At 57.9% G+C, this 26,309-nt stretch carries 26 protein-coding genes, 1 tRNA gene, 3 pseudogenes and 1 riboswitch; of the genes and pseudogenes, 9 read left to right on the top strand and 21 right to left on the bottom strand.

From position 1 onward, the window contains the following. Positions 1–193 precede the first annotated feature (193 nt). Positions 194–1,075 carry a BadF/BadG/BcrA/BcrD ATPase family protein gene (locus F3J20_RS27015; protein ID WP_167285286.1) on the bottom strand — a complete coding sequence of 294 codons (882 nt, stop codon included), beginning with the start codon at positions 1,073–1,075 and terminating at the stop codon, positions 194–196. A 140-nt stretch (positions 1,076–1,215) separates the two neighbouring features. Here F3J20_RS27015 and F3J20_RS27010 point away from each other — a divergent pair, with 140 nt between their 5' ends. Beyond that, positions 1,216–1,812 carry a DNA-3-methyladenine glycosylase I gene (locus F3J20_RS27010; RefSeq protein ID WP_167285285.1) on the top strand — a complete coding sequence of 199 codons (597 nt, stop codon included), beginning with the start codon at positions 1,216–1,218 and terminating at the stop codon, positions 1,810–1,812. A gap of 191 nt (positions 1,813–2,003) precedes the next feature. On the opposite strand, the gene rpsU is transcribed toward F3J20_RS27010, so the two are convergent. From rpsU to F3J20_RS26980, 6 genes and pseudogenes are all read right to left on the bottom strand, one after another. Further along, the gene (gene rpsU / locus F3J20_RS27005; protein ID WP_007581560.1) at positions 2,004–2,216 is read right to left on the bottom strand and encodes a 30S ribosomal protein S21; all 213 of its coding nucleotides are present in this window, start codon (positions 2,214–2,216) and stop codon (positions 2,004–2,006) included. A gap of 447 nt (positions 2,217–2,663) precedes the next feature. Continuing rightward, positions 2,664–2,861 (bottom strand): annotated as a pseudogene (locus F3J20_RS32280) (aldo/keto reductase); the annotation flags it as partial. A gap of 132 nt (positions 2,862–2,993) precedes the next feature. Beyond that, positions 2,994–3,293 carry a flagellar protein FliT gene (gene fliT, locus F3J20_RS26995; RefSeq protein ID WP_167047246.1) on the bottom strand — a complete coding sequence of 100 codons (300 nt, stop codon included), beginning with the start codon at positions 3,291–3,293 and terminating at the stop codon, positions 2,994–2,996. A gap of 20 nt (positions 3,294–3,313) precedes the next feature. Beyond that, positions 3,314–4,921, bottom strand: a complete 1,608-nt coding sequence (fliD, locus tag F3J20_RS26990) for a flagellar filament capping protein FliD (protein ID WP_167285283.1) — start codon at positions 4,919–4,921, stop codon at positions 3,314–3,316. A 143-nt stretch (positions 4,922–5,064) separates the two neighbouring features. Further along, on the bottom strand, positions 5,065–6,513 hold the full coding sequence (locus tag F3J20_RS26985; protein ID WP_167285276.1) for a flagellin: 1,449 nt from the start codon (positions 6,511–6,513) through the stop codon (positions 5,065–5,067). Between the two features lie 265 nt (positions 6,514–6,778). Next, complete coding sequence (locus tag F3J20_RS26980) at positions 6,779–7,789, bottom strand: sodium:calcium antiporter (protein WP_167285274.1); 1,011 nt, start codon at positions 7,787–7,789, stop codon at positions 6,779–6,781. 124 nt (positions 7,790–7,913) lie between these two features. Further along, positions 7,914–8,089: riboswitch (yybP-ykoY riboswitch) on the bottom strand. 215 nt (positions 8,090–8,304) lie between these two features. Here F3J20_RS26980 and F3J20_RS26975 point away from each other — a divergent pair. The 3 genes from F3J20_RS26975 to F3J20_RS26965 are packed head-to-tail and all read left to right on the top strand — an operon-like array spanning position 8,305 to position 10,905. Then, entirely contained in the window at positions 8,305–9,111 is an 807-nt protein-coding gene (locus F3J20_RS26975) for a hypothetical protein (protein ID WP_167285273.1), read from the top strand. 1 nt (position 9,112) lies between these two features. Further along, entirely contained in the window at positions 9,113–9,505 is a 393-nt protein-coding gene (locus tag F3J20_RS26970) for a hypothetical protein (protein WP_167285271.1), read from the top strand. After that, on the top strand, positions 9,502–10,905 hold the full coding sequence (locus F3J20_RS26965) for a hypothetical protein (RefSeq protein WP_167285269.1): 1,404 nt from the start codon (positions 9,502–9,504) through the stop codon (positions 10,903–10,905). The genes F3J20_RS26970 and F3J20_RS26965 overlap by 4 nt, the downstream gene beginning before the upstream one ends. A gap of 284 nt (positions 10,906–11,189) precedes the next feature. Here F3J20_RS26965 and F3J20_RS26960 read toward each other — a convergent pair whose 3' ends face one another. Continuing rightward, positions 11,190–12,107 carry a DUF4868 domain-containing protein gene (locus F3J20_RS26960; protein ID WP_167285267.1) on the bottom strand — a complete coding sequence of 306 codons (918 nt, stop codon included), beginning with the start codon at positions 12,105–12,107 and terminating at the stop codon, positions 11,190–11,192. Between the two features lie 2 nt (positions 12,108–12,109). Next, positions 12,110–12,628 (bottom strand): hypothetical protein, encoded by a 519-nt coding sequence (locus tag F3J20_RS26955; protein WP_167285266.1) that lies wholly within the window; start codon positions 12,626–12,628, stop codon positions 12,110–12,112. A gap of 546 nt (positions 12,629–13,174) precedes the next feature. Here F3J20_RS26955 and F3J20_RS26950 point away from each other — a divergent pair. Together F3J20_RS26950 and F3J20_RS26945 are read left to right on the top strand one after the other, a co-directional pair. After that, positions 13,175–13,795 (top strand): DarT ssDNA thymidine ADP-ribosyltransferase family protein, encoded by a 621-nt coding sequence (locus F3J20_RS26950; RefSeq protein ID WP_167285264.1) that lies wholly within the window; start codon positions 13,175–13,177, stop codon positions 13,793–13,795. 12 nt (positions 13,796–13,807) lie between these two features. Beyond that, positions 13,808–14,518, top strand: a complete 711-nt coding sequence (locus F3J20_RS26945) for a hypothetical protein (protein ID WP_167285262.1) — start codon at positions 13,808–13,810, stop codon at positions 14,516–14,518. Positions 14,519–14,730: 212 nt separating this feature from the next. Here the strand turns inward: F3J20_RS26945 and F3J20_RS26940 are convergent, their stop codons facing one another. From F3J20_RS26940 to F3J20_RS26930, 3 genes are all read right to left on the bottom strand, one after another. Continuing rightward, the gene (locus F3J20_RS26940; protein WP_167285260.1) at positions 14,731–15,813 is read right to left on the bottom strand and encodes an XRE family transcriptional regulator; all 1,083 of its coding nucleotides are present in this window, start codon (positions 15,811–15,813) and stop codon (positions 14,731–14,733) included. A gap of 2 nt (positions 15,814–15,815) precedes the next feature. Further along, complete coding sequence (locus F3J20_RS32275; protein ID WP_240162925.1) at positions 15,816–16,484, bottom strand: hypothetical protein; 669 nt, start codon at positions 16,482–16,484, stop codon at positions 15,816–15,818. A 428-nt stretch (positions 16,485–16,912) separates the two neighbouring features. Next, entirely contained in the window at positions 16,913–17,782 is an 870-nt protein-coding gene (locus F3J20_RS26930) for a hypothetical protein (RefSeq protein ID WP_240162924.1), read from the bottom strand. Positions 17,783–18,717: 935 nt separating this feature from the next. Between F3J20_RS26930 and F3J20_RS26925 the strand changes: the two genes are divergently transcribed. Further along, positions 18,718–19,185, top strand: coding sequence for a hypothetical protein (locus F3J20_RS26925; protein WP_167285254.1), 468 nt, complete (start codon positions 18,718–18,720; stop codon positions 19,183–19,185). 281 nt (positions 19,186–19,466) lie between these two features. On the opposite strand, the gene F3J20_RS26920 is transcribed toward F3J20_RS26925, so the two are convergent. The 8 genes and pseudogenes from F3J20_RS26920 to F3J20_RS26885 form a co-directional block, all read right to left on the bottom strand. Then, positions 19,467–19,799, bottom strand: a complete 333-nt coding sequence (locus F3J20_RS26920) for a site-specific integrase (protein WP_240162923.1) — start codon at positions 19,797–19,799, stop codon at positions 19,467–19,469. A gap of 31 nt (positions 19,800–19,830) precedes the next feature. Continuing rightward, a pseudogene (locus F3J20_RS26915) lies at positions 19,831–20,283 on the bottom strand (zonular occludens toxin domain-containing protein); the annotation flags it as partial. Further along, positions 20,280–20,561 (bottom strand): DUF2523 family protein, encoded by a 282-nt coding sequence (locus F3J20_RS26910; protein WP_167285250.1) that lies wholly within the window; start codon positions 20,559–20,561, stop codon positions 20,280–20,282. The gene F3J20_RS26910 and the pseudogene F3J20_RS26915, both read right to left, overlap by 4 nt. Beyond that, on the bottom strand, positions 20,558–22,027 hold the full coding sequence (locus F3J20_RS32575) for a virulence factor TspB C-terminal domain-related protein (protein WP_167285249.1): 1,470 nt from the start codon (positions 22,025–22,027) through the stop codon (positions 20,558–20,560). The genes F3J20_RS26910 and F3J20_RS32575 overlap by 4 nt, the downstream gene beginning before the upstream one ends. A gap of 88 nt (positions 22,028–22,115) precedes the next feature. Beyond that, a complete protein-coding gene (locus F3J20_RS26900; RefSeq protein WP_167285247.1) occupies positions 22,116–22,388 on the bottom strand; it encodes a major capsid protein in 273 nt (90 codons plus the stop codon). Between the two features lie 74 nt (positions 22,389–22,462). Further along, on the bottom strand, positions 22,463–22,693 hold the full coding sequence (locus tag F3J20_RS26895; RefSeq protein WP_167285245.1) for a major capsid protein: 231 nt from the start codon (positions 22,691–22,693) through the stop codon (positions 22,463–22,465). 229 nt (positions 22,694–22,922) lie between these two features. Further along, positions 22,923–24,083 (bottom strand): ParB/RepB/Spo0J family partition protein, encoded by a 1,161-nt coding sequence (locus F3J20_RS26890; RefSeq protein ID WP_167285244.1) that lies wholly within the window; start codon positions 24,081–24,083, stop codon positions 22,923–22,925. Positions 24,084–24,101: 18 nt separating this feature from the next. Then, positions 24,102–24,407, bottom strand: coding sequence for a cellulose synthase (locus F3J20_RS26885; RefSeq protein ID WP_167285242.1), 306 nt, complete (start codon positions 24,405–24,407; stop codon positions 24,102–24,104). Positions 24,408–25,063: 656 nt separating this feature from the next. On the opposite strand from F3J20_RS26885, the pseudogene F3J20_RS32265 reads away from it, so the two are divergent. Beyond that, a pseudogene (locus tag F3J20_RS32265) lies at positions 25,064–25,222 on the top strand (helix-turn-helix transcriptional regulator); the annotation flags it as partial. Positions 25,223–25,418: 196 nt separating this feature from the next. On the opposite strand, the gene F3J20_RS26875 reads toward F3J20_RS32265, so the two are convergent. Further along, positions 25,419–25,494: transfer RNA gene (locus F3J20_RS26875), tRNA-Arg, on the bottom strand. 289 nt (positions 25,495–25,783) lie between these two features. Between F3J20_RS26875 and F3J20_RS26870 the strand changes: the two genes are divergently transcribed. Further along, on the top strand, positions 25,784–26,309 hold a 526-nt coding region (locus F3J20_RS26870; protein WP_167285240.1), incomplete at its 3' end, for a c-type cytochrome.

The following is a 26,309-nucleotide window of genomic DNA, read 5'->3' as shown; positions in this document are numbered from 1 at the left end:
GAACCGGCGGTTGTAAGCCGTCAGGGCAGCGTCAAAGTGCGTATTTTACCGTTGGCGGGCGTGGCGGCTGCCGCAGGTGAATAGGCCGGACTGATCGCATTGGCAGCCCCACTTTAAGCGGCATGCGTAACAGCACCACGACGAGCACAAAGCTACAAGCGTCCTCAGCCTTCGGTTGCCGAACATCAGCCAATCAGCCAACGAGCCGCGCCGCTTCGCGCCGGGCCAGTTGCAACCCGCCGTGCGCCGAATCGGCAAGCGGCTCCCGCAAACGCGCCTGATACGCTTGCGGCACATATTCGCGCAGCGGCGCGCCGAGCCCACCGCACAGCGCGACCGGCAGGCTCGCCGAAGCGTCCAGCGCGGCAATCATCTTGCCCACCTCGGCACCGGCCTCGTTGAGCAGCCGGGCCGCGAACGGATGCGTGCGATGGGCGATCGCGATGGGCGCGAGCCGCGCATACGCCGTCTGATTGGCCGCGCAGAGCCACACGACGAGGCTGTCGCGATCCCGCACGCCTGTGTGAACGAGCAGCGCCTGCGCAAGATCGTCGAGCGGCACGCGGCCGTCGAGCGCCTGCTGCGCATGGACGATGAGCCGCACGCCGAGCCACGCGCCGCTCGCCTCATCGCCCGACGGGAAGCCATAGCCGCTCGCCATGCGAAACTCGCCGTCGCTCGCAAGCGATGCCGCAACGCTGCCTGTGCCGAGCGCCACGATCACGCCAGGCGCGCCGTCGTGCGCGCCGAGCAGGGTCGTATAGGCGTCGCTCTCGACGGCAAGGCCAACGAGCTTCGGCGCCTGCGCATGGAACTCGGCGAGCCAGTCGCGATTGTTGACGCCCGCGAGGCCGCAACCGAGTACACAGCGCGACCAGTCCAACGCCATGCCCGCACGTGCGAACGCTTCGCCGCAAGCGCTCTGAATGGACTGCCACGCGCCCGCGATGCCGAGCCCGAGGCCCGACGGACCACCTGTTGCTTGTGCCAGTTCGCGGCCCTGCGCGTCTCCGAGCACGACGCGCGTGCCGGTACCGCCGCCGTCGACGCCAATCAGAAAGAAGTCGTGATTCATCGAATCGAATGAGTATCGTGGGTGAATAACGCGTAGCGTGGCAGGTCGGCTCCAATCTCGCAATTGGCCGAACGGCTAGCTTGCGGAGTGTCCCGCTTCGGCTATGCTGGCGAACGACATGACCGCACGGGAGCGCGACAGTGACACAGCGATGCAACTGGGTATCGAGCGAAGCGCTCGCACAGTACCACGATGCCGAATGGGGCGTGCCCTCGCGTGACGACCCGCACCTGTTCGAGATGCTCGTGCTCGAAGGCGCGCAGGCCGGTTTGTCGTGGTCGACAATACTCAATAAGCGGGCTGGTTATCGCCGCGCCTTCGCCGGCTTCGACATCGATAAGGTCGCGCGCTTCACGCCGAAACACGTCGACACACTCGTCGCCGACGAAAGCATCGTGCGTCATCGCGGCAAGATCGAGGTGGCCATTCAGAACGCGCGCGCCGTGCAGCAGATTCAGGCCGAGCACGGCTCGCTCGCGAACTTCGTATGGTCTTTCGTCGACGACACGCCGATCCAGAACGAATGGGAGTCGTACAAGCATGCGCCCGCGTCGACAGACGTGTCGGACGCATTGAGCAAGGCGTTGAAACGCTATGGCTGCAAGTTCGTCGGCTCGACGATCTGCTATGCGTTCATGCAGGCGGTCGGCATGGTGAACGACCACGAGACGACCTGTATGTGTCGCGCACGATGCGCGGCGCTCGGCAAAAAGGTGCGCAAGCGCAAGGCGGATTGAAACAGCGTTGATCGATCCTGCGTGCTGAAAAAAGCGCTCCTGACGCAAAATCCAGGCATCAATAAACGCCGGCATTCATCCCAATCCGCAACCGGCTATGCCCGGCTCTCGCAAACAAGCACCCAAAAGCAAAACGGCGATGTGGCTTCTTTCGAAGCTCACACCGCCGTTCGGCCTGTGGAAAAGCGTGCTTAGTGCAGCTTTTTCGGCAGCATCTGGCTGCGCAGACGCTTGTGCAGGCGCTTGACCGCAGCAGCCTTCTTGCGCTTACGTGCCGTGGTCGGCTTTTCGTATGCCTGGCGCTCACGCAGTTCAGCGATCAGGCCATTCTTTTCGATTGCGCGACGAAAGCGGCGAATTGCCACTTCGAACGGCTCGTTTTCCTTCAGAAGAATCGTCGTCATGTAATTCCTAACTCAATCACTAGATACGGGTTTAATTGCATGGCGGTTACCTCAGGCAACCACTCACGCGCCGGCCCTCCGGTCGCTTCGATTCATGGCCAGTAACAGGCAAACGCGAGGCAGAAACACAACCCCGGCCAAACCACGAATAATGAAGCGAGAGGCAAGCGGCCACGGAGGCCGGAAAAGAGAGGTGGGGAGTTCACCGCGGAACGCGGACAGACGTATTGCAAAAGCCGCGTCTGTTGCCGTTTCGCCAACCTTTCATCAATGAAAAAACACTGACGAAACAGGCAAAGATCTCAATTCACTCCCGATGATATCAGGAAACCTTCCATCCTACCAGGGGTTTAGCGATTGCGCCAGGCTTTTCCCCAGCGCTGGCGCAACAAGCCCGACCGCCGCTCCGCGTCGGCCTCGCAGCCCGCTTTGCCCGTCCCATCGGGTGCTCGCCGCGTCCAGTTCGCGGATATCGCCGGCACTCAGCGCGAGCTCGACGGCATTTGCGAAACTTTTTAGCTGTTCGACCGAGGTCGCGCTCGCAATTGGGGCAGCAACGCTCTGGCGGACGATCGACCAGACAAGTGCGATCGCGGCCGGCGTGCTGCCATGCCGCTCGGCGACGCGATCGAGCGCGCGGAGAATCGAACGTCACGCGCCTGGCGCCAAACCGGCGGACAAGCCGGTCGCCCAAGGCACTCGATACGCGCGTCCGCGAGAACGCGGCGAACGCAGACAGCTCAAAACCCGGCGCGACGCACCGGCATCAGACCGGCGTCAGAATTGCGCGACGCGCTGATACTGCCCCGCATGACCGGCCGCCTGCATCGCCGCCCGATATTCGGCACTGAGCTCGTTCTGCGCCAGGCGCGCCTCCGCGGCGATCCGCTCGTCGATTGCCTGAACCGCCTTGAGCACATCGAGCGCGGCGCCCGCCTGCTGCGCGGAGAGCGACATGATAAGCGGCGAGCGCTCGCTCGCAAGCTGCGCCGCCCGCTCCCATTCGGCGACGGCCACCGCCTGCTCGATGGACTTGGTGAGTTGCCAGATGCGATCGATCGGCGCCGCGAGTTCCATGTCGTATCTCCCTGTTCCGCTCAGTTCTTGTTGGTGGCCAGCGCGCCGGCGCTGTTCGTGCCGCCGAAGAGCTGCGTCAGATATTGCGAGTTGTTGTTCGTCGTCGCCAACAGCGAGTTGAGCGCCGTGAACTGCGCGGTGTACATACTGGTGAGTTGCGTCTGATAGGTCGACAGCGACGTCTGTTGCGTCCCGAGGCTCGTCAGGTCGGCATTGAGCGCGTTGGTGCGCGACGTGATGATCCCGGTGGTCGATAGATAGCCGGTGATGTTGGTGTTCAGCTGTTGCGCGACGCCGTTGGTGGAATTGAACAGCGTCGCCACGGTCGCCTGATTGCTCTGCAGCGCATTGTTCAGCTTGGTGCTGTCGACCGAGAGCGAGCCGTCCGCGCCCAGCGTAATGCCGATCGAAGCGAGGTTCGTCGTCGTGCCGTTGCTTTTCACGCCCGTCGCGACGATCGAGGCGAGCTGATTCTGCACCATGTTCAGCGTCGTGTCGCCGAGCAGCACGCCTTGCGACGTCGAACCCGCGGTGTACGAGGTCAGCGTGCCCATCGTCGTGACGAGCGTGTTGTACAGCGTGACGAACTGATTGATCGCATTGGCCTGCGAGGTGGTGTCCTGGGCGACTGTTACCGTCTGCGGCGAAGAGCCGGTCGTATCGACCGAAGCGGCCGACAGGTTCAGCGTGATGCCTGAAAGTGCGGACGTCACGCTGTTCGTCGAACTGGTGACGCCCGTGCCGTCGATCGTGAAATAGGCGTCCTGGGCGGCCGTCGTCTGGGTCCAGGAAGCGGTGCTGGTGACGCCGGTCGACGAACCGTCGTTGAGGGTCGACTGATTGGCCTTGAGCTGCGCGCCGGTCGCGCTCGCGTTGCCGGCCAGCGACGTGCCCTTGTTGCTCGACACGGCGAGATTGTTCAGCGGATCGCTCGAATTCGAATCGGTGATCTGGACGCTGATGGCATTCGCGGAGCCGGCGGATGCCGCGTGCAGCACGAGGTGCGCGCCGTCCGCGCCGTTCACGACAGTCGCCGTGACGCCGGGATTGTTGCTCGCGCCGTTGATGGCCGCGGCGATGCCGGAAACCGTGCTGTTGGTGCTGTCGAGCGAGATCGTCGTGCTCGCGCCGCCGACCGACAGCGTCATCGTGCTCGGGCCCGAAGCGAGCGCCTTGGTCCCGTCATAGCCCGTCGATGTCAGCACCTGCGCCGTCGCCACCTGAGCCACGTCGAGCGAATACGAACCGGCCACCGCACCGGCTCCCGCCGAGGCCGTGATGCCGTTGCCACTGGCCGTTGCCGTGAAGTCGTTGACGGTCGAGCCGTTCGAGAGCGAGGTGAGGCCGGCCTGCAGCGCGGAAAGCGCGGCGGAGAGCGTGCCGTACGCGGAGATTTCCGTGTTGTCCTGGGTTGTCTGCGCGCTCAGCGTCGCGGCCTGGCCGGCGATCTTGGCGTTGACGAGCGCGGTCACGAGCGAGCTCACGTCCATCGACGAATTGCCGGTCGAGCCGCTGATAACCGACTGCGCGGCTTCCTGCACCGCGGCATTGGCTGCCGCGGTCGTGGCGGCGGCGGTGGCGGCGGCAGTGCTGGAGATCGAACTTGCGGTCGAGGATACGGTGGACATGGACAGGCTCCGTGTTTCGGCGATGCCGTGTGAATCGATTCAGATCTGAGAAATGGCAATCGGGAGGCAAGCCTCCCGACCGGTTTGCGTGCCGCGCACCGGATACGGCGGCGGGGCGCGGAACGCATGCTGCGTAAAGCGTGTTACTGCAGGAGCTTCAGAATCTGCTGCGGCTGCGAGTTCGCTTGCGCCAGCACCGAGATGCCCGCTTGCTGCAGCACTTGCGCCTTGCTCAGCGCAGCCGTTTCCTGCGCGAAGTCGGCGTCCTGGATTTGCGACTGGGCCGACGACAGATCGGTCGACTGGGCTTGCTGCGTCGTGCTGATTGCCGTGAAGCGGTTTTGCGCGGCGCCGAGCGTAGCCTGCATGTTGTTGACCGTGTTCAGTGCGTCGTCGATCGATTCGATCGCCTTGTTGGCGCCCGCGACGGTGCTGACGTCGATCTGGTCGACGGTTTGCGTCGTGGCGGTCGAACTGGCCGTCCACGGGTTCGCCGTCTGCGTGATGCCGGTGCCGAGCGTCGCGCCCACGGTTCCTGCCGTGCCGCCCGTGGGGGCCGTATAGGCGAGACCGGTGGCACCGAGGATCGCCGCGCCTGCCGTGGTGCCGCCCGTGATCTGGTTGCCGTTCTGATCCCAGAACGTCAGACCCTGGTTACCGTCCGACTTCACCGTGATCGACGTGATATCCGTGGACGACGGGGTCGTCGCGTCCGCGCCGGTCGTCGCGCTGATGTCGAGACCGGTGATCGTGCCGAGCGTCGCGCCAGCGGTCTGAGGCTTGGCGTTGGCGCCATTGATTGCAACCATCTGGGTGGCCGCATCGAGCGAGCCGCCGGCAGTGATCGACAACGAGCCGGTGGTGGCGCTGACGGTGAAAGCCTGGGTGGTTGCGGCGGTCGGATCGAACGAAAGCGCGTTGCCGTTCTGGTCCGTGTACGTGAAGCCGCCCTTGCCGTCCGACAGCACGTTCAACTGCGTGATTTCCGTGCCCGTCGACGTGCCGGCCGCCCAGGCACCACCGTTCGAGTCGAGAGAAACAGCCAGCGACGCGACCGTATCGCCCGCCTGCACCGCACCACCGCCGAGCGATGCCGCCGACACGTTTTGCGAGAGGTTCAGGCTGATCGTCTGACCGACGTTCGCGCCGACCTGGAACGACACGCTGCCGAGCGAACCGTTCAGCACGTTCATGCCGTTGTACGTCGTTTGCGAAGCGATCCGGTTCACTTCCTGAATCTGCTGCGCGACTTCCTGTTGCAGCGCTGCGCGGTCGGTATCGGTCATGCCGCCGTTGGAGGCTTCCGTTGCGAGGTCGCGGATGCGCTGCAGGCTGCTCGTCAGCGACGACAGGCCGCTCGATGCGGTTTGCACCATCGAAACGCCGTCGTTCGAGTTCGACACACCTTGCGTCAGACCGTTGATCTGGGTCTGCATGATGTTCGAGATGGCGAGGCCGGCTGCGTCGTCCGCTGCGCTGTTGATGCGCTTGCCCGACGACAGACGCGTAATTGCTTGCGAGAGTGCGCTACCCGAGTTGGTCAGGTTCTGCTGCGCGACCAGCGAGTTGATGTTGCTGTTAATTCCGAGCATGAAAATTCTCCTGTTGGGGCCGTCAGCCCGTTACATGCCGTATAGACCAAGGCATCAGCGAACGAGGCAACTGCTGTTCGTTTGCCGCCCGCCTTGTTTGGGGTATCGGCCCACTCAGGAAAAACTTTATGGAATAACCCGCATATTCGTCGCTCCGCCCCGGCTGAAGCGCCGGTAAACCGGGGCGGCAGGCGATTCGCCGGCACAGGCCTCAAGTCCGTCGGAATCCTGCCGATAACACAGCGGCAAGCCCGCTTTGCCGCGCCTAGCGCGTCAACGTTACCGTCAGATACACGGCATACAGCACCCCGCACACGAGCAGCGCGCCGACCCGCAAGCCCCGCTCGCGTACGTTGATACGCAGCCACGCGGCCGCGGCCAGCGTAATCACGACGCCCGTCACCACTTCGATACGCGGCGTCCACGGCGTCAGCAGAATGCCGATCGCGGGCAGCAGCGTCCCCTGGAACACCATCGCGCCGGTGATGTTGCCCAACGCGAGCGTGTCCTTGCCACGCCGCACCCAGAGGATGCTGTTGACCTTCTCGGGCAATTCGGTGGCGATCGGAATGATCAGCAGCGACAGCAGCAGGGGCGATACGCCGAGCGCCGCCGACACGCCCCGCACACCGTGGATGAAGCCCTCCGCGCCCCACACCAGCAACGCGACCGCGAGCGCGAGTTGCAGCGCGATCGTCGCGAGATTGGTCGGCACGCCGATGCGCGCGAGCATCATCCTGCCGGGCGCTTCGGTGCCGTGTCCCGCCTCGACGAGCCCGCCCGATGCGCGGAACGTCATCACCACATAGGTGACGTACACGCCGACCAGCGCGACGCTGAAGAGCGCGCGCACGATGATCTGCTCGTGCGGCACGTACATCGCCACGGCCGCGAGCAGGAACGCGCAGAGGAAATAGTTGAGGTCGCGCGTGAAGCCGGTGCGCTCGGGCGTGATCCAGCCCTTGACGCCGCGCATGCGCAGGATCGCGAGCGTCATCAGAAACGTCGACAGCGTGGAGAGCATCAGCGGTGCGCCGAGAATCGCGCCGACGCCGATCTCCTGATTGACCGAGCTGCCGGCCTGGCTTCCCGCAATCGCGAGCAGCGGCACGAGCGTTTCGGGCAGCGCGGTGCCGACCGCCGCGAATAGCGAACCGGTCACGCCTTCGGAGATTTTCAGACGTTCGCCGAGATGTTCCAGCGCATTGGTGAAGAGTTCGGCCGCCACCAGAATGACGACCAGCATGCAGGCGAGTTCGAGGAACAGACCGGTCATGCGTGGCTCCCCGGCTGTGCGCGAAAAGCGCGGCCGCTCACCGGATCAACCGGGCAATAAGCGAAGGCAAAAACACGCGGGGAGACTGACGATGGGCGACGGTGATTCACAGGGCAAACTCCGCGGTCGGACGTAGATGACGAACCCATGACGCACCGCCGCCCGTCCGACCGGAACGAGGCAGTGCGTCAATGGTCTCGCCAAACCGACCCGGTCGAACGCGCCATGACCCGCAGGCCAAGTATGTTGACGCGCTCTCCTTCAAAGAATGAAGGAAGGCTACTCCCCAGTGACCGAAGGATTCTAATGGGGCGGGCGGCTTTCAACAAGCTTGTTGAAACGCGAACCACGTACGCTCCGCTCGAACCCTCGCACCCGGCATCGTCCGATAACACGCGGTTGCGCTCAGAGCTGATAGAGCGCCCGCCAACCATCCATGCTGAAGACGTCGAATCCGGCTTGCCTGCCGCATTCCGCTCAGCTATGTTTTACCCGTACCTATCTGGACGTTCACCGTGACCGAGACGACCCCGACGCCGGCATTCCTGAAGTTTTATGTTCCTGAAGAACCGGGGACAGCGAAACTCGCTCGTACGTCTGAGGATATCGAGCGGTTCCAATCGCTGATTCAGTACGCGGAGTCTGCCGAGACGATCAGCGAGAAGAAGTTCAGGTGGCTTGAAAAAGCGACGACGCCATGGCTCGCGCAGCAATTGGGCGTCTATGCAGAGCACCTGGAGGTCAATGGTCAGGCAATGCTTGCGGCACGCGTCGCGTGGCTCGGTGTTCTTGCTGCAAAGTGGGTTCGAGACGACGCGAAATACTATTTGGCCAATCTGCTCACTGCCGGCAACATGTGGCTAAAACTCGGCGCAGAAGCCACCGACGACACCACCGATGCCGCCATCGATGCCGCGCGAGGTTTTTTCGAGGTCATTCTGAATCTCGCCGCTTATGAACAACGAAAGGAACGGCTCGGCGCGCACGTGGGTATGGCGAGCTACTACGGACTGATCGAGGACTACGTCGGCGCGGCGTTTCACGTCGACCGATATCTTCCCTACATTGACGAGATCGTTCCAAAGCAGCAACACGAAACCGTGTATGGCCAGGCCGCGCGTATCTATGGAAAAGTCCAGGACGTACCGGGATTGTTATTCTGCTGCGAGAGATTAGGCAAACCACTCCCGCCCGCGTCGCAATTGTCCGCTCAGCCGCTGGACGCCGTGCTGATGACTGTCGCGCGCCTGCATAGCCTGGGCAGCAGCTCAACCGCTTTTCGCATCATGTCCGAATTCAAATCAAGAAACAGGAGCGCATAACATGACTCAGCAAACCGTGAAGTTTGGCATACAGCTTCCCGTCGACATGGGACAGGACGTTGCCGAAGTTGCACGAGAGCTTTCCGAAAACTGCCAGGTAAGCTACCGGCTGCCCGAGCCAGACAGCGAGTCCGCCAAAGACGAACTCTCCTTCGATCCGATATCGGGCGCGGCCATCGGCTGGATACTCCTGAAGGTGGTGGGTGCCGCCGCGCAAGGCATCGCCGCAAAACTGATCATCGAGATTGTTTGCAAGCGATATATGGGGCGCTCAAAGGAGTCGAAGGTCGTTCCAATCCGATTTTCCGACGGCACGATTTTCGAGCTGAATACGGACGATCCCGAGTCCACCGAACAGCTTCGCAAGATCCTCGCGGAAAAGGCCGATCGTTGAACGCCCTGTATGGCAGTGATGGCTTCGCCAAGGCTCTGACCGACAGCCTGGCCATCTACATCGACTTCGATCGACTTGGACTCGAGTCAACCCCGGCGGCCGTTTCCCAAGCTGTCCAGCGGCTGTTGGGTTTGCACGGCCCAGACGAGACGCTGCGATCGGAATCCCGATTCAATGAAGCGGCTCGCGACTATTTCGAGCACTTCAAAAAGATCGACCCCAGCGACAGAACGGTGGGGATCTTTCTCGCCTATCTGTCATGTTTTTTTCATGAGGCTAGACACTCGCACGATCTGATGTCGACGATCGTAGGCCAGCGCATCTTGCGGCAGTACTTCGTGCATTACAAGAATGTGCCGAAACTGCAACGAAAGCTAAAAGACTGGCAAAGCAGGAATGCATCGCAACCTATTCCGCTGCCCTTGTCCAGGCATGCGCCGTCCATGAACGGAATAGATCAGGACGTGCTGGAATTCGTGTCGAAGTATACGGAACTGGATTCTTTGCTGGATAAGGCCGGCGTAGTCGGTAGCGGAGTGTATTCGTGGGTCGGCGTGAAGCATTTGCTCGAGGCGAGTGCCGTCCTCGTTCAGCTCGAAGTCGTGTACGACCTGTTTGGGGGCGAAGCATATGAAATTCTCTGGAAACTGATACATGGCGGCCCGAACGCGAGAACCTACACGTGGCTGATCAATGGTGTCGCCGAGGATTTGCTGCTGACGGGAAAATTCGCCGGCCGCCATGGAGCCGGCTCCGTGATGAACTATCTTCTTTGGGTTGCGCTGCAGGGAAACGCTAGAACAGTAGAGGGAAAGGAAGTCGAAGTTTCGGCGGGCGCATTGTATTTTGCGTTAATCGAACACGTCTTGCGCAATGGAAGCGGGACCATCGACGTCGCCGAGGCACATCAACATGCCGCGTCTTTTTTGGCGGAGTGGGGCTTCCATGATCTCAACAGCATGCTGGACGGATTCCATCAGAGGGCGAGTCAGCGACTGGAGAGAAGCTTAACCAATATTACCGTTGCTACGGATCACCTGTTCAACGTTGTGGAGACACAGCTATTGGATAGTTTTCTTCCGTTCTGTCATTCGATTCTGGCCGACCCCGAGGCTTATTTTTCCGGGCGAAGGTACACAACCTCTTTGATATCCGGGGAATTGCCGGGTATCCCCATCTACTTTAAAGCGAATGGCGAGGTGTTTCAGTCGTTTACGCCGGGAGAGAAGCCGATAAGCCGCGAAAGCGCCGAGAACATGATTGCGTTTTCGAGCATGATCCGGCTTCTTGTGAATGGGCGCCGTTCGGCCGGCTTACCGTTTGTCGAGGATACGTGCTTCGAGGCGCTGACTGCGGATGCGGGGTTGGTTTTTTCTGATCGGTTGTTTGAGGGGTTTTGAACCCGGCTGGGATCGAAAAAATCGGCGGGAGGCGCGTCAGATAAGGCACTGACAGGAGGCCACCTTTTGTGGGTACGCCCTGGAGGGTAGCAATCTTGTCGCCACAATTTTTTGCTACAAATTATTACGGCACGCCCTCGCTAGTAATCCGCCTTGGGTGGCCCATCACGCATGAACAAGCTGCACGACGAGCCGGTTTAAGTCTCCAAGGACAGATATCGTGATTAAAGCGCAACGTGCCTTTACGCAATGGAATGGACGTTCGTGGCGCTATGCTCGAACCTCTATGGCTTCACCGCACCTTTGGCAGGTTTGGCAACAGTCTTTGAGTTTGATATATAACGGGCGTCGCTAAGAGGTGATTGATAATAGTCTTCATCCAAAAACCTAAGGACTCGCTTCAACTCAGCGCGAGTTTCGGGGAAAATAATCGTAGTCTTTCCATCCACCTCTTGCGTCTTGATTTCGATGTCAAAGCTAACAGCAACTTTCGCGATTTGATCGGCGGGCGTCTTGTCCAAAATACCAGATTGGCGGATCAAACCAATTTTTCGACGGGTCCATGCATCGCATGTGTCGAGAAATGCTTTTTGGGCTTCCGGCGGCTTTTCTGCAATTCGACAAAATTCCTTAACATCAGCATCGGTCGCCTCCTTGAAATAGTTTGAAACGTCAAAAATCGTCCTAACGAAGTGAAAACTAGAAAATAGTAATTTTGCGCCGTCAAGAACAGCTGTCAGCTTGTTATCAAGGGTAAGGCCCGTCCCATCAAATTTTGTGAACTTATCCTTACTATGGATGATTGAAAAACCCTTCGGACTGATAATTCGCCGTCGATCAAAAGCTTGGGCCAACACTCGGGTTTTACCCTGATCCGAATATCCCGAAAATACTGCATGGACGTGCTCCAACCCGCCATTCTCTATGCTCAACTCGGGATAACCCAGCGGATCAGCAATTGCCGCCCCCAACTTGTCAATATCATCAAAATCCTCAATGTACAACAGCTCATGCTCCTCGGGACGATATTTACCATCGAATTTATAGTAATCATCGGTTTCGACACCATTGAAAAATTTCTCTTCCTGCCCTATAAATAACTCGGTTATTGACTTTTGCAATTCCTGGGTGACCGAAACTCTCATCACGCGAGACTCATTAATATCAGTCAGGACGAACAAATTCAAAAAATTCTCGGGCACGGCTAACTCCTGTCTAGTATTAAATATTCTGTTAGCTGAACGGCTGTCTTAACGCTTTTCACGTTAACTATTTTTCTCTTTGTGACAAGCAAAAATGAAATCCCATTTTCAGAATCCACCTCATAGAAGTGATAACCGAATATTCCAAGCAAAGGATTTACTTGAATTGAATGAGTGCCCCAAATCACAAAAGCCAATAAAGCTATAAAAATTAATATTGCCGTCGGCTCTAACGTCACTGTTTTTGCGAAAAACAGAGGTAAAACGTATGCCACAAAAAACCCGATAACGTCCTTATCTGCCGACTTCGCCTTCTTTATCGTAATAGGCACCGTTTCCAAGTGTGTCTTTGCCAAGTTCACAATCCCTATGCATGATCCGCCAAGAACAATGGCTACAGCGAGTATAACGAGTCCCCATGGCCAAAACCCTTGCTTGAGAGAGATCACATAGCTCAACGAAAAGCACACAGGTGCGAGAGCCGTAGCGATGAAGTAAGTTTTGACGATTTTTCCGAACATAGCTCTCCCACGGTTTTCGCACTGTATAAAAACACAGTACTAGATCGTGCCCAGAAGTGCAATCACCACCGACATCACAAATCAGTCAACAATCACCAAGGGTTAACCCTTGCCCCGGTATCGCAGAAGCGTGGTAATTATTCCTCAAACCACTTTGACCGTATCGAAAAATACACTCGATCTTTTTGCCAGAGCGAGTCAATCGCGAAATCGTCCCGTTGGTGACTATTGCGATCCTGAGTAATGCCGCCAAACGAACGGGCGTCTCTTCCATACTGGAAGGCCCAGCATGAACGCAACCAGAACGTCGCCCCAGAAAAGACCAAGAAGCTCCGCTGCGGGGTAACGCCTGTGAACAACGACTGAGCGACACGCTCGATGCAGCGATCCGTCGACGAAGTCCAAGCGAAGTAGCGCAGCTTGAAATTGTCATAGCCTGCCACCGCCACAGGCTCGGTTATGGCTCTTGACACTAACTATCGCGACACCAAGATCCGCGAAGTACAATGCTCCTCGTAATACCAATAAGAAATTAACGAGGACCGCATGGAAAATCCTATAGAAGATTTTGCGAAGGAACGGGGCATCAAATATTTAATGCACTTCACGAGGCTGGAAAACCTCGGCTCGATTGAGCAGCGAGGGCTCATCACTCGCGATGTGCTGGTGACCGAAGGTAATGTTGGTGCATTAAATGACAAAGAGCGCCACGACCATACTGACGCAGTGTGTCTGTCGATCGGTTTTCCCAATTACAAAATGTTCTGGGGTCTTCGCCAAGACAACAAGGACACGGACTGGGTTGTCGTTGCTGTCGATGCGTCCGCACTCTGGCAACTCCCATGCGCGTTCTGCGCAGCAAACGCCGCGAGCGGCCATATCTCTGCCATTCCGATTGAACGACGGCAGGCCGTTGAAGCGTTCCGCAGCATGTATGCTGATTATGAAACGAAAGTTCGTGCTCAATTAGGAATCAAGGACTGCTACCCCACCAATCCTCAGGCCGAAGTATTGATGCTGAAAGGCGTTCCTCGCAGCTATATTCCCGGTGTGTGGGTGCCGAGTACTACAATGCAAGGCTCGGTCAAGGCCCTACATCCGGGTTTGCAGGTCGCGCTCGGGCCCAACCTTTTCAAGGCCCGTCCCGACTACGCTCACTGGAAATGAAACGTATAACTCATGGCTGAACGTCCAATATTCACTCCAACGCTAAGCGGGCCACTGCTCGTCTCGACGCATCACGTCGAATTTCAGTGGTCACCAGGCATGGCAAAGAGTCAAGCACAAAAATCCATTGATTCGCTGCATGAGCAGGCAAAGAAGCAACTGCACGTAAACAGCGTTTTGGAAATATCCAGCAAATCACGAGACGATGCCGGTGTACGCCTCAGTGCCTTCAACCTGATGATAAAGACTGTTCGCTATGAACAAGAATTCAGTCTCGAGTGCGCATATCAGGCCAGTAAGGTTTTCGAGCGTGGCGGCCCATTCAAGGATCTGCTTAAGGTCAAATCAATCGATGCTAAGCGCGACCCACGACTCAACCAGCATGGTCGGCTGGTCAAATTCCAATTCTTCGGCACAGATTGGCCGCTAGAGCCGCGCACTGCCTTCTACGACTGGCTCTACATTAACGCACTACACAAGAAGCCCGAGCTTGCCGAGGTCGTACTGACGTACCATGCATTTTCGGACATCGCGTTTAACCCGGAGCGCTCCATCAATTGCCAAGCCTACGCTGCAGCTCTCTATGTGTCGTTGCATACGCGTGGTTTGCTTACTGATGAGGTACTTCGGAATCAGGACGAATATCTCAGCGTGATCAATACCGGTGCAGTCAGCAACGCGCACGAGAACACCGTACGCAACCATCCTCTTCGCTTCGAGTAATTATCTAGGCTTGATGCCCTCACTGTCCCGCAGTTCCCCTCCCCTCGTCGACGTATTTGGAGACGCTGATAGTCTGCAATCAGTCTCGGGGCATACGTATCAACGTCGACCTATGAAAGTCCGAGACGCATATCGTCGCGGCGCGCTTACGATGGTGGCTTGCGGGGTACGACTGTCATTCGTTGCATAACGATCCCGCAACGCTTGCTTTGCTATACCACGCTCAGTTTGGCTTTGCTCTTACCACGAGTGGACCCGCCGCCCTCGATGCTGTGATAGTTGGTGAGGCGAAACAAAAGGTTGTCGAATTCCGCAACCGGTAGCGACAATGCGCTCGAGATCGAGTGCTTCGTCATACCATCGGCACGCAGCATCTGCATAACCTTGTCCCAAACAACCGAGGTTTCACGTTCAACGGAGTATGGTTCAGATTGCCGAAAATGCTGCGATATCTGAATCGCGAAGTTACGGTACTGCCAATCAGTGGTAATGCCAAGGCGATGCAATCGATAATTCAGAGCGGCGACCGATACTCGCCATCGCCTTTTGGCTTCCACAATCTGATTTATTGCGTTGACACGAGGAAGCCTTGCTTTCAAATCTCCCTCTGGCATCAGAAATGCCGAGGCAAATTGGTTAGCCTCATCTTCGACAACCCTTCCCCCCTCTGGACCACCATGTTTGTGCAAGACAAGATGTCCTAGTTCGTGCGCAGCGTCGAACCGACTGCGTTCTGCAGTCTTAAGCGTGTTCAAGAAGACGTAGGGTGTCTCCTTCCTCCACATAGAAAAGGCGTCGACCGTCTTAGTATTCTCAGCGAGCGAAAATACCCTTACACCCTTGGCCTCAAGGAGATGCACCATGTTTGTAATCGGGCGCTCTCCAAGTCCCCATTCCTCGCGTAGAACTCGTGCTGCTGCTTCGGGATCGGCACAGTCCTTACAGTCAATGAGGGCATGTGAAGGCAGATGAAACCGCGCGTCGATCCAGTCGTTGAAAATAAACGAAAATGCGCCAGCGGCGAGGGCCGCGTCCCTCTCGCGAGCAGACATCGTACTCATCGATCTGAAGCTCGCAGCTTCAGGCTGTGGCTCATCAATATCGTTGCCGGAAAAAAAGGCAACTGGGAAATTCAATGCCCCTGAAAGCGCATTCAAACTTTCTTCCGGCGGTTCAGCTTCGCCGCTTTCATACCGAATGATTGTCTTTTGATCACAGCCCAGCAGCTCTGCGAGAGCCTTTTTCGTGAACTTGCGTCGGCGCCTAGCGAGACTCAGTCGGCTTGGATTAAACATGCTTACTTACGGGTTACTTCAATAGGGAATGAGTCGAGATCGTCATCATCATCGCTGCTATTTTGATCACGGACTGGCGTATTCCACTCCCCAGGCGCCACGAGAATCACCTTTTCAAGGCACTCGGAAGCGTAGCCAGCATCGAAATCTCCCAGCAACGACAATTCGGCCTGGACGTTGTCGCCCTTGATGAAAACGCAAACGTGCCACGTAGCATATTCGCTGAGATTAGTGACCGGTGAGTCGCCGTCAGGAGACGGCCAGTCATCGGCATCAGGCAACGTATATTGATGAACCTGCTTATTGTTGAAGGCGGCGCGTTCCGAGTTCGGGCCCTTCTTAGAGCGATTCTGTGGAACACGATCAGGAACACCGGCCCCGTCATCAGCATTCAGGATAGCCAGTCGGACCTTTTTCTCACGATTCAGACAGGTAGCAAGCCCGCCGGTATTGTCTTTGAGCCAACCCAACGGTCGAAGCAGTTCACGGCTTCGACGGACGCCGTGTCGCCACGAAGAATAGCCCGGGGCACCCGGCGGATCGTTGTCGGTACAGCCTGCATATCCCGCGACGCACGCTTGCACGATCTCGATCATAATTTCGCGGGTGAGGCCGAGTTGCGACAGCCTCGATTCGACTTCTTCGAATTTCTGGTACACGACCGCAGGCATACGAGAACTCCATGTCCACTTTTTGATCCTCAATTGTAATGGAAAAAATGGACATCGTGGATCTATCGACGACGACCCGCTGACTCACGCGATTCTTGCGCGCCTCGAGGTCCGTCTGACTCACAAGTACAAAATTACCGCAGATCGAGCCTACACACCGACACCTGATTCAAAGCCTTATCTCGTAACGCTGGTCGCAACTGACTACCCTGGCGCTACTTCCGCTCATTCACGCCAAAGCAGACATGGCGCCCAAAACCGGCGTAAGCCTATCCTGCCATCACTCATTTCTCTATTGTTCTTCTGTGGCTTCGACTAAACATTTTCAGCGAGTTTAGCCCCAAAAGTCGGCAAGGCAGCCCTAGAGCGTTCGTTAGGTAATCCCACGACATCTGCGAACACTCTTCATCCGTCTACTGGTAATGCGTTCACATTCCGTGCGGTGCCTCAATCGTGTCTGTCGGGGATACAGGAAAATTCTGAGAGGTAATCTGCTCTTTCGTGTCGTAGCCCAGCGTACGTAGCGCACTGTTGATCGTGTTCTCGCTCATGTAGCGAGTCGCTTCCGAACGCTTAGCAACACTACGAAAAATTGGCCCCTTCGGTCCAGTCAGCGGATACAACTCCCTCAGGATCTCCATGGCCTGCAATGGAAGCGGCACCACGTGGGCTGGCGTACGACTATCCCGCTTCTTCCATTCCCGCATCTTCATTTTTTCAGGCGGGCAGATCCAAACGGCGCCATCAAGATCGATATCTTCCCAGTGGGCAAAGCGCAACTGGCCCGGTCGCTGGAAGAGCAATGGAGCAAGCTGCAACGCTGCACGGGTAATTACATGGCCGCTGTAGGCGCGGATATCGCGCATCAGCTGTCCGACCTGCATGGGGTCAGTGATCGCCGGGTAATGGCGGCTACGTACTGCGGGAAGTCCGCCAGTACGGCCATTCACAAAATTCTTGGCTGGCTCAAGAACGCCGGTATCCACTGCGTATTGATATACGTGCTGGATAGTCTCGCGGACCCGCATCGCAGTTTCAAGATGGCCGCGCTCTTTGATGCGGTGCAGACAACGCACGACTTCAGTCGGCTTGATGTCATCGACCGGAAGCCGCCCCACCCAGGGAAACACATGCAGTTCCAGGTAGCGGATGATCTTTTCAGCGTAGCCAGCGGACCATTGGCGATCCTTCTCCGATACCCCAGAATCGAAATCGAGGAAAAACCATTTTGGGGTACACCGCCGGGCATATGCAAACCCCGGCTTTGAACGGAATTCACTGGCTTTCCCCGGACGCAAAAATCCCGCAACGCCTTACCCGGCAGGGCTTTTCAGGATTTCAGGGGATATCTACGGAAATGCGGATGGCGCGCCCGGCTGGGATCGAACCAGCAACCCCTGCCTTCGGAGGGCAGAAAACCTTACAAACAATTTTCAGCATGTCCGCCAAATTACGCGAACATATTCTACGTATTTTCTCATCCAACAGCACAATTCCAGCGACCGCATAAATCAAATCACAGGGACGCATTCAACCGCATATCATCTCCACGATGCGCACCGATCTATTCTAATATCGACCTGCATCGGCATGTCCTTTCGTTCCAAGCCACGCCGAACTGCGAGACTTTTTTTGTCCGTTAGTACTCTTGCAGACAACTGAGGAGCGTTGCGCACCACCCCGTCAATCCCGTAGTGCGAATCCAGCAGAAAACGAAATCATTAACTGTCTCCACGGACAGAAGTAATTATCGCCAAACGTGCATGTCTGAAAACTAGCCAATCGACGCGATGAGAAAACAAAGACCCCGAGAGTCATCCAACGCCCACCTTCGTCATTTAGATAGAAATTTCGCTCTTCATTCGCACAAGCTAATGGGTTACGTCATGATCAAGCTCTTGCAATCAGAGAACAGGACATCATTGTGAAACTGAAATCACTGCTTTTCTCACGGTCATCTGAGGCGCCACCGGAAGCGGACATCCATTCGACACATAAGTCCCGCCCGACTCCGAATGTACTCGCGCACCCCCATCTATCACCGATTAGCGGGTTACCCGAAAACACCTCCCCCTCGCACACGGCGAATCTTTCGCCACGCCCCCGAGTGCGGTTGCCTAGTACAAACTCCAAAGCTTTTGTTCCCCCAAGCCCGACAAATTCTGTTCAGCCAGGCAACAAATACGATACGCTGGGTGTAGTGAATATGCCACCACCAGAGGACCGGACACCGATGAATCGCAAGGATCTCGAACGGGTCAAGGTCTCTGTCAATAACGGTCTATTAATGCAAAGAGGCAAACCAATGTCTACGAAAGGACAGAATGCCGAATTCGTCATGAACGGGGAAGGAAATCTGTATGTTGACGCCGGTCGTGGCCATCAAGCTTTCTTGGGTAGTCGACCGGTAGCAGCAGCTGGAGAAATGCAGGTGAACAACGGGAAACTTGTCGAGATCAACAACCAAAGCGGGCACTATCAGCCTCCGCCAGCCTTTGTGCAGCAGACAGTCGCTCATTTGCAGAGTCAAGGTGTCCAGGTTCCCGCGAGTGCACAAAACTTCATGCAAGTACCCGATTTGAGAACGCGAGCCTATCCCACGGCGGACGGATGGACAACTGCCGTACGCACAGAGGACTATGATTCCGCGAAACAAGAGGAACACTTCTGGGAGGACGGCGAGGTCTTGGACATAGGTTGAAAATAGCTCGTTCGAGCCGCGCCTTGTTAGTCGCGGAGAACAGAACATTCATCTGGCTTGAGCCGTTCGTCGCGCCACGTGGCCATGAGTGCCGGCAATAGGTCGTAGACCGGCATATCGGCAAAGGCTCGGTAGCCGCGAAGAAGCGCATTAATACCGAGCTGTTTGATGGCCCCACCGCGATAGGCGTCGCAGTATCGCCGTAGGACATCTACGAATATCGTATCGGGCCGCCCGGAGCCTCGCCCATATCCTAAAAGCGTTCGACCGGGTGCGCCCACTTACAGAGCCATCAACCGCTGAACCGCAACGCGCCCTTGATCTGGCGAAAGATGTGCATACCGTTCAGTCACCGTCACCGACGAATGGCCAAGCAAATCACGAACGACGTAGAGCGACACACCATCCATGACGAGCCAAGAGGCAAAGGTGTGACGCAGATCGTGAATGCGGAAGTCGTCAATGCCGCTACGCTTACACGCGGCCTCAAATCCCTTTTGCAGCGTAGTAATGCGCGCACCCGACTTCGCCCCAAACACCCACGGAGACCCTGGACAGTGGTCAGCCACCCAGCGTTGCTGATCCCGCAACGCCGACAGCGCCGCATCGTTCAATGGAATCAGCCGCCGTCTACCGCCACGAAGTTTTCACCGCATCACGCAGATTGCTGACGTTATGGCACGAGTCCCACTCGTAAAGCATCGCGCGGTTCATTCCGAACAGACGCCGCACATGCACGTGCCGCCCGACCAGGTCACGCACTGTCTTGTTCATTCGCTGCGGATTCTGCGTCACCAGCACGAAATCGACGCCCAGATGACGATGCACGTGCAGCTTCTCAATATCCTCAGTCGGCTTCGTGCTGACCGACACCGGAGGCCAGATGCGCTGGACCTCATCAATGAACACGATATCGTTCGGCTCCACATGCTTATGCCACTCGCGGATCCACGGCTCATCGACCATGACGTGATCGATAGCCAGATCCTTTACGCCATCGACCAGCAGCCGTCGCCCCCGTTTCAACTCAGGCAATAGCGACCATATGGCATACAGCGATTTGCCACTGCCGGGAACACCCGTTATCAACGTGATCATTTGAGAAAGAACCTTTTGGCCGCAGAGATACCCGCCAGCGTGACCCGCGCCGACACCGCGCCGAGAATGTAGGACACGCCCTGGAACACACCGCCAATTGCCAGCACGTTAGCCATATCGGACGGCAGCCCCGACACGCCTGTCGTGATCCAGCTCACAAGCTGGCTGAACGCTGCATCGAAACCCACCACCGTCATGACACCCACGCCGAGCGCCACGAGCGCCTGAATCAGCAGCGGCCCTGCCAGCGACATCAACCACGCGGCCAGACCGGTCATGATTTAAGCCCCGCACCGAAGATCAACGCCGCAATAATCCCGCACGCCGCAAGAACGAACGGACGAACACGAGACATGAAATCGCACTCAGGCTGATAGGAGAACGAGAGCCCCATCCCGAATACCGTGATGCTCACCGGCGAAGGACATACGCCATCCGATGCGCCAACCGTAACGGGTGTAACCGAAACCGTCGCATCGCTCGAAGGCAACGTTGGCGCAGTTGCAGAGCCAGGCTGCTGACACGCAATGATCGACGGATCAAGCTGGCAAAGATCGGGCGTATCTGACGGAGACGAACCCGAATCGTCACCGGTACCCGGATCGGTGCCGCTGCCTGTTCCCGGATCAGTGCCAGTACCGGTACCCGGATCGGTGCCCGTACCTGTGCCCGGGTCAGTACCCGAACTGGGCGAGGTAATCTGAAACGGACTACTGGCGCCCGAAGGCGTAGAAGCCGGAGACGACGCACTACCGACACTAGGCCAGTTCGACGGACTCGAACTCTCAATAGCCCCCGTATCCGCAGACGTTATAGGGTTCGACGCAGGGTAAGGAATACCGCTATACCCGGACTGCTGCGAAGCACTCTCCCAAAGCGCGTCAGCAAGCGCAGCAACAATAATCGGGCTCAGCGGATCATCCAGATCAGACGACGGGACACCGGACGACGCGGACGAACCCGACTCAGTGACCGGCGGAAGAGGCCTGACTGTCTCATACGTGACACAGCCACTGTCCCCATACATACCCGAATCACAGCTTCCAAACGGAAACCCTTTATCGTCCGAAACCCTCGCCACCTTCATGGTCTTCACTTCACCAGCAGCAGGCGTGAACCGGCTCACCATCGTATAGGAACACGTTCCACTACCATTACTGTCAACGTCGCAGCCATTTGACGACACCCCGTCAACAACGGGGTTATCCGAATCCTGCTGCATGGATTCCTGCAAGATCGCCTCAGCCGATGAGCCGTAAATCGGGGCACAACTACCCTGACCACCAATTACACAAAAATACGGCGCGCCTGACTGCAAGGGAGAAAACGGACTGGCACTCCCGTCACCCGACGTATCCGGCGTCGCATGTGACACCGAAACCGTCCCGTCATGATTCAACTGCCACGCCGTCAATGAACCATCACCTAGCGGCGTCGGTTGAGTCAGCAAACCCAACGGCCCCGCAACGCTAGCCAGCACACCCAGCCACGCACCCGCACCAGCAGCACCCGCCGCCGCAGACATGGCAGCCTCAGTCGCGCCAACCACGCTATCGAGCGCACCAATTCCCAATTGCGCCGCCTTACTCTCCACCGTCTTCTCGATAATCCGGTTGATAAGCCCGGAGCCGCCCGACGGAGTCTGCTGCGCATACGCAACGTCATGAGGCGCAGTGAACAGGATGCCGAACAGCAGCACGCCACAGGACAGAATGAACGAACCAAACCGCACGCCGAATCCCACGCATCACCCCGCAAGTCAACCGAACAGAATCATTCCCGCGCCGTAGCACGTCGCCACCACTATCACCAGCTCGATCCAGTAGCTCACGCTATTCCCCCGCTGAACCCGCAATAAAATCGCGCAGATGACGCAGCCCCCACGCCACCGCCAGCACACCTAACACCGCACCGCCGATTGCCAGGCCAGCACCCGAACCATCGGCACCTGAACCCGTATCCATCAAATCCAGCCGCATTACCGACAGCTGGCCCGCCGTCCCGTCACCCATCACACACGACACCGCCGCCCCCCCGGCCAGCACCGACCCCGCCGCAGCGCCCGACGCCGGAGCGCACACCACCACATCGAGCCCTGCACTCATATCTGCCCCGTAAACGAAAAAGCGACGCTCCCCACAAGGAAAGCGCCGCGAACCGTCAGGTCATCCCCCGGACATCAACGACCGAGGAACGTACGAACCATCTTGATACCCCACGCCACCGCCACGACGCCGAGGACCGCACCACCGACCGTCACCAGCGCCGGCGCCACGTTGTTGATCGACGCGACGATTGCCGTCGGATCGAACGTCGAGGCATCCGAGGTTTGCGCGAAAGCGCCAGCCGACGCAACCGCAACCGCCGCACCAACCGCAGCACGCTTCACACCCTTCAACATTGCAAACATTTTTTTCTCCCTGATTTAGCCCACCGATTAGGATTCGTCCGACCGGGCCGGCTTCGAACGGATCAACTTCTTTGGCGGATCGCGCCGCGCCAGCACCGCAGACGCATATCCGACACCCTTACAGAGCAGATACACGAACAGCATCACATTCAGAAACGTTAGCTGTCCTGCAATCTGCTCGACTGAATCTGGCGGAAGACTCTGCATCACCACTCCCTTCTCTCCTGAACTAGCCGTTGTGAATCGCGATACGCATCTCAGCGAGCAACGTCCCCAGCTCAAACGGCATCGCAAACGCGCCAAGCGTGAACGCCGCCAGCGACCAGTCTTCGAGATGTTCAGCCGCCTGCATCCCGGATATACGTCGCACCAGTTGCAGCGCTTCGAACCCCACGCACGACTCGCCCAGCTCGAACCCATCGCGACAGACATCCAGAATCGCCGCCTGCTGCTCAACAGAAAACTCGCTCACCAGCTCATCGACCGGAGGACACTGCTCATGCCGCAGGTTTTCCGCCAGCTCCCAGAGCACCACCCGGCCATCGAACGCGGCAACGGGTGCCTTCGCATTCCCTTCAGATGCAGACGAATCCGCAGGCGTTTGTTCTGACGAGGACGATTCAGCAGGAGACGTTGCACCCGCAGGAAGATTCGTTGACTCCGCAGGCTTCTTCTTCAGCCCCGCAAGCACTTCCCTCGCTTCTTTACGACCCGCCTTGCCTTCACGGACATTCAACGCCAGCACTGATGCATGCGACTCGCTCAGCTCAGCCACTTTCGAAATCGCCTGCAGCAGCTCCACGTCCTCTGTTACGCCGTCCTCAAGCAGCTTTCTCGCGCGCCAGTCAAAGCCGTCATAGGTCAGCGCAAGCCGCTTCGATACCCACGCGGACGACTTCTTCACGCGACCGGCCACCCGATCGACCTTTTTGAGCCGGTCATACAGCCGCCGGATCGCCCGCGCCTCATCCTGCAAACTCAGTTCTTCGCGCTGGATGTTCTCCGCAAGCTGCATATCGTCCGCAGCTTCTTCGCTTACATCACCAACCAGCGCGGGCACTGCCGACAGCCCCGCCATACGAGCCGCACGAATCCGACGCTCGCCCGCGATGAACCGATACCGCCCCTCAACCGGCGTACGCAGCAACACCGGCTGAAGAATCCCGCGCGCCTTGATGTCGTCCGCCAGCTCGATAAGCGCCTGCTCATCGAACGTCGTCCGCACCTGCTCCGGCATGTCGATTACATCGAGCGCGACAAACTGCAACGCCGGACCATCCGACGCTGGAAACACATCCCCATTCAATGGCACCGCCGCCGCTTTCCTTGCTCTTCCCGCCATCACGTCCCCCGCATTTAGCATGCGAAAAAAGCGGACCGCAAACTTCACGGCCCGCACCGAGGCAACTTATGCCGGGACCGCATCCGATTTCGGACGCGCCATTGGACGCCCCCATGGCTGCAACGACGTAATACGCGGTTCGAGCTTGCCCTCCATCGACTGGAAAAATGCGAAATTCGCGAGGTAATCACCCGGCTCCGTTTCCTTCAGCACATCGGGCAAATTGATCGTGCCGACGAGCAGCTGCGGCTTACCGTCCACTTCCTGTTCCAGCACACATTGCGCGGAAAAAATCGACCATGCGTTACCAGTCTTCCTGGCAATACCCGAACGATTGATGACCTGGAGAACCTTCAGCTTTTGCGAATTCATAAATACCCCTTTGAGGTTAGGACTACTATCCACAATGAATAAAGCCTTTTCAGGCGGATAACAGACTCACGCACTCGACGTGAGACGCTTAGCGCTCTACCGCGCTTAAGTCACTACAGGCACCGCAACTACCCACGCGATCGACACCACACCACGCGCACAACTCAGGTACGTCATCACCATAAGGACGCACCCGAACGTCATCCGGCAGCGGTCGGGCAGGACCGAACACGCGCGGAACAAAATCCAGCGACGCGACGGCACCCGACTGTACGCAAGCCGGCCTCATCACTATTGAAGGAGCGGATTCGCTAGCGCGCCGACTTCGACCGGCACCAGCGTAAGGAAATTAGGTTCGCGACCTTGGCGCGACAGCTCGTCACGTGCTTTCTCTCGTACACCCTCGCTACTACGAGCGCGACGAACCTCAATGGTCGCGACACGCGTATGCGCGCACTGCGTATAGGCATAAACACGATATACAGGCACAGCTAACCCCCGTCCGTTACAACCCCAAAATTTCGCAGGCGAAAAATATACCCATTGGGTACATCGCCACTGAACCCTGCTATAGTCCGTTTAACGATACATGAAAAATTTCACGTTTCTTGAAATTGGATAATTTCACAAACCTTGAAATAGGTCAAGAGGTTTTTATGAATGTCGATGAACTGCTCGACGCAGCGAAACGTAAGCAAGGCTCATTGGGCGCTGTCGCGACCACGCTGGGAGTACGGCAATCGACTCTGTCGAACTGGCGTGCGGGACGCAGCAATCCGAACGCAACAGAAATCGCATTGCTTGCGGAAATGGCTGGGTTGCCTATTTTCGAGACGCTGGCAGAAGTGGAGTGCGAACTGAACGCAGATCAACGTTCAGTATGGGATCGCGCATTGGGAAACCTACGCGCGGCGGGAGTAGCTGCAGGCGTGGTTCTAGGGGTAGGGATGGTGACGCTGACAGCGGTTGCACCTGAAAAGGCACAAGCTGCAGAGAACGACAAGAATAGTGTGGCGCGCCCGGCTGGGATCGAACCAGCAACCCCTGCCTTCGGAGGGCAGTACTCTATCCATTGAGCTACGGGCGCTTCACCACGGGGGAAACTACGCGAAAGCACTGCAACCAGAACGGCCGCAACGCCAAAGCGAGAGACCGCAAGGATACCCGGTTTCATCCGAACCGTCCACCGGACGGCCGGCGAGACGCACCGCGAAGCCATCCGGGTGGCCGCCCCGCTTCGGGTAAACGCCTGCTGAACACCGTTCGGGCCGCTCGCCGCCGCCGAAATCTTGCGTCTATAATCGTCCGTGGCTGATAAAGAACAAGAAGTTGCCGTCGCGCTGTACCGCTCACATACCCACGGAGACGAGACAAGCATGAGCGAAGCACCACACGGAGCCCCGATCAAAACCCCTGCACAGCTCATCGCCGCGGTCATCGCCGGGTTTGCTGTGCCGATCGCCATCATCGTTCTGCTCGCGGTCTACGTCGATAACTCGACGCGCACGGGCGCCGGCACCGACTCCCTCTCCGACGCCGAAGTCGCCGCCCGCATCCATCCGCTGGCGCAGGTCGAAATTCGCGACGCCAATGCGCCGCGCGTCTACAAGAGCGGCGAGGAAGTCTATAAGGCCGTCTGCTCCGCGTGTCACGCGTCGGGTGCGGCCGGCGCGCCGAAATTCACCAATACCGCCGACTGGGCGCCGCGTATCTCGCAAGGTTTCGACACGCTCTGGCATACCGCCTTGAGCGGCAAAGGCGCGATGCCGCCGCGCGGCGGCACGAGCCCCGACGATTACAGCGACTTCGAAATCGCCCGCGCGGTGGTCTATATGGCGAACAACTCGGGCGCGAGCTTTCCCGAGCCGGCGCAACCGGCGGCCGGCGCGGCAGCGGCTTCCA

This window comes from Paraburkholderia sp. Cy-641, assembly GCF_011752945.1.
Lineage (GTDB): Bacteria > Pseudomonadota > Gammaproteobacteria > Burkholderiales > Burkholderiaceae > Paraburkholderia.
This window is presented reverse-complemented; position numbering and strand designations above follow the sequence as displayed.

Bases quoted from the DNA above. Each gene is read 5' to 3' on its own strand.
- F3J20_RS27015 (WP_167285286.1), bottom strand. From the start codon at position 1,075: ATGAATCACGACTTCTTTCTGATTGGCGTCGACGGCGGCGGTACCGGC.
- rpsU (WP_007581560.1), bottom strand. From the start codon at position 2,216: ATGACGACGATTCTTCTGAAGGAAAACGAGCCGTTCGAAGTGGCAATT.
- fliT (WP_167047246.1), bottom strand. From the start codon at position 3,293: ATGGAACTCGCGGCGCCGATCGATCGCATCTGGCAACTCACCAAGTCC.
- fliD (WP_167285283.1), bottom strand. From the start codon at position 4,921: ATGTCCACCGTATCCTCGACCGCAAGTTCGATCTCCAGCACTGCCGCC.
- F3J20_RS26985 (WP_167285276.1), bottom strand. From the start codon at position 6,513: ATGCTCGGAATTAACAGCAACATCAACTCGCTGGTCGCGCAGCAGAAC.
- F3J20_RS26980 (WP_167285274.1), bottom strand. From the start codon at position 7,789: ATGACCGGTCTGTTCCTCGAACTCGCCTGCATGCTGGTCGTCATTCTG.
- F3J20_RS26970 (WP_167285271.1), top strand. From the start codon at position 9,113: ATGACTCAGCAAACCGTGAAGTTTGGCATACAGCTTCCCGTCGACATG.
- F3J20_RS26955 (WP_167285266.1), bottom strand. From the start codon at position 12,628: ATGTTCGGAAAAATCGTCAAAACTTACTTCATCGCTACGGCTCTCGCA.
- F3J20_RS26950 (WP_167285264.1), top strand. From the start codon at position 13,175: ATGGAAAATCCTATAGAAGATTTTGCGAAGGAACGGGGCATCAAATAT.
- F3J20_RS26945 (WP_167285262.1), top strand. From the start codon at position 13,808: ATGGCTGAACGTCCAATATTCACTCCAACGCTAAGCGGGCCACTGCTC.
- F3J20_RS26940 (WP_167285260.1), bottom strand. From the start codon at position 15,813: ATGTTTAATCCAAGCCGACTGAGTCTCGCTAGGCGCCGACGCAAGTTC.
- F3J20_RS32275 (WP_240162925.1), bottom strand. From the start codon at position 16,484: ATGCCTGCGGTCGTGTACCAGAAATTCGAAGAAGTCGAATCGAGGCTG.
- F3J20_RS26925 (WP_167285254.1), top strand. From the start codon at position 18,718: ATGAATCGCAAGGATCTCGAACGGGTCAAGGTCTCTGTCAATAACGGT.
- F3J20_RS26910 (WP_167285250.1), bottom strand. From the start codon at position 20,561: ATGACCGGTCTGGCCGCGTGGTTGATGTCGCTGGCAGGGCCGCTGCTG.
- F3J20_RS26900 (WP_167285247.1), bottom strand. From the start codon at position 22,388: ATGAGTGCAGGGCTCGATGTGGTGGTGTGCGCTCCGGCGTCGGGCGCT.
- F3J20_RS26895 (WP_167285245.1), bottom strand. From the start codon at position 22,693: ATGTTTGCAATGTTGAAGGGTGTGAAGCGTGCTGCGGTTGGTGCGGCG.
- F3J20_RS26885 (WP_167285242.1), bottom strand. From the start codon at position 24,407: ATGAATTCGCAAAAGCTGAAGGTTCTCCAGGTCATCAATCGTTCGGGT.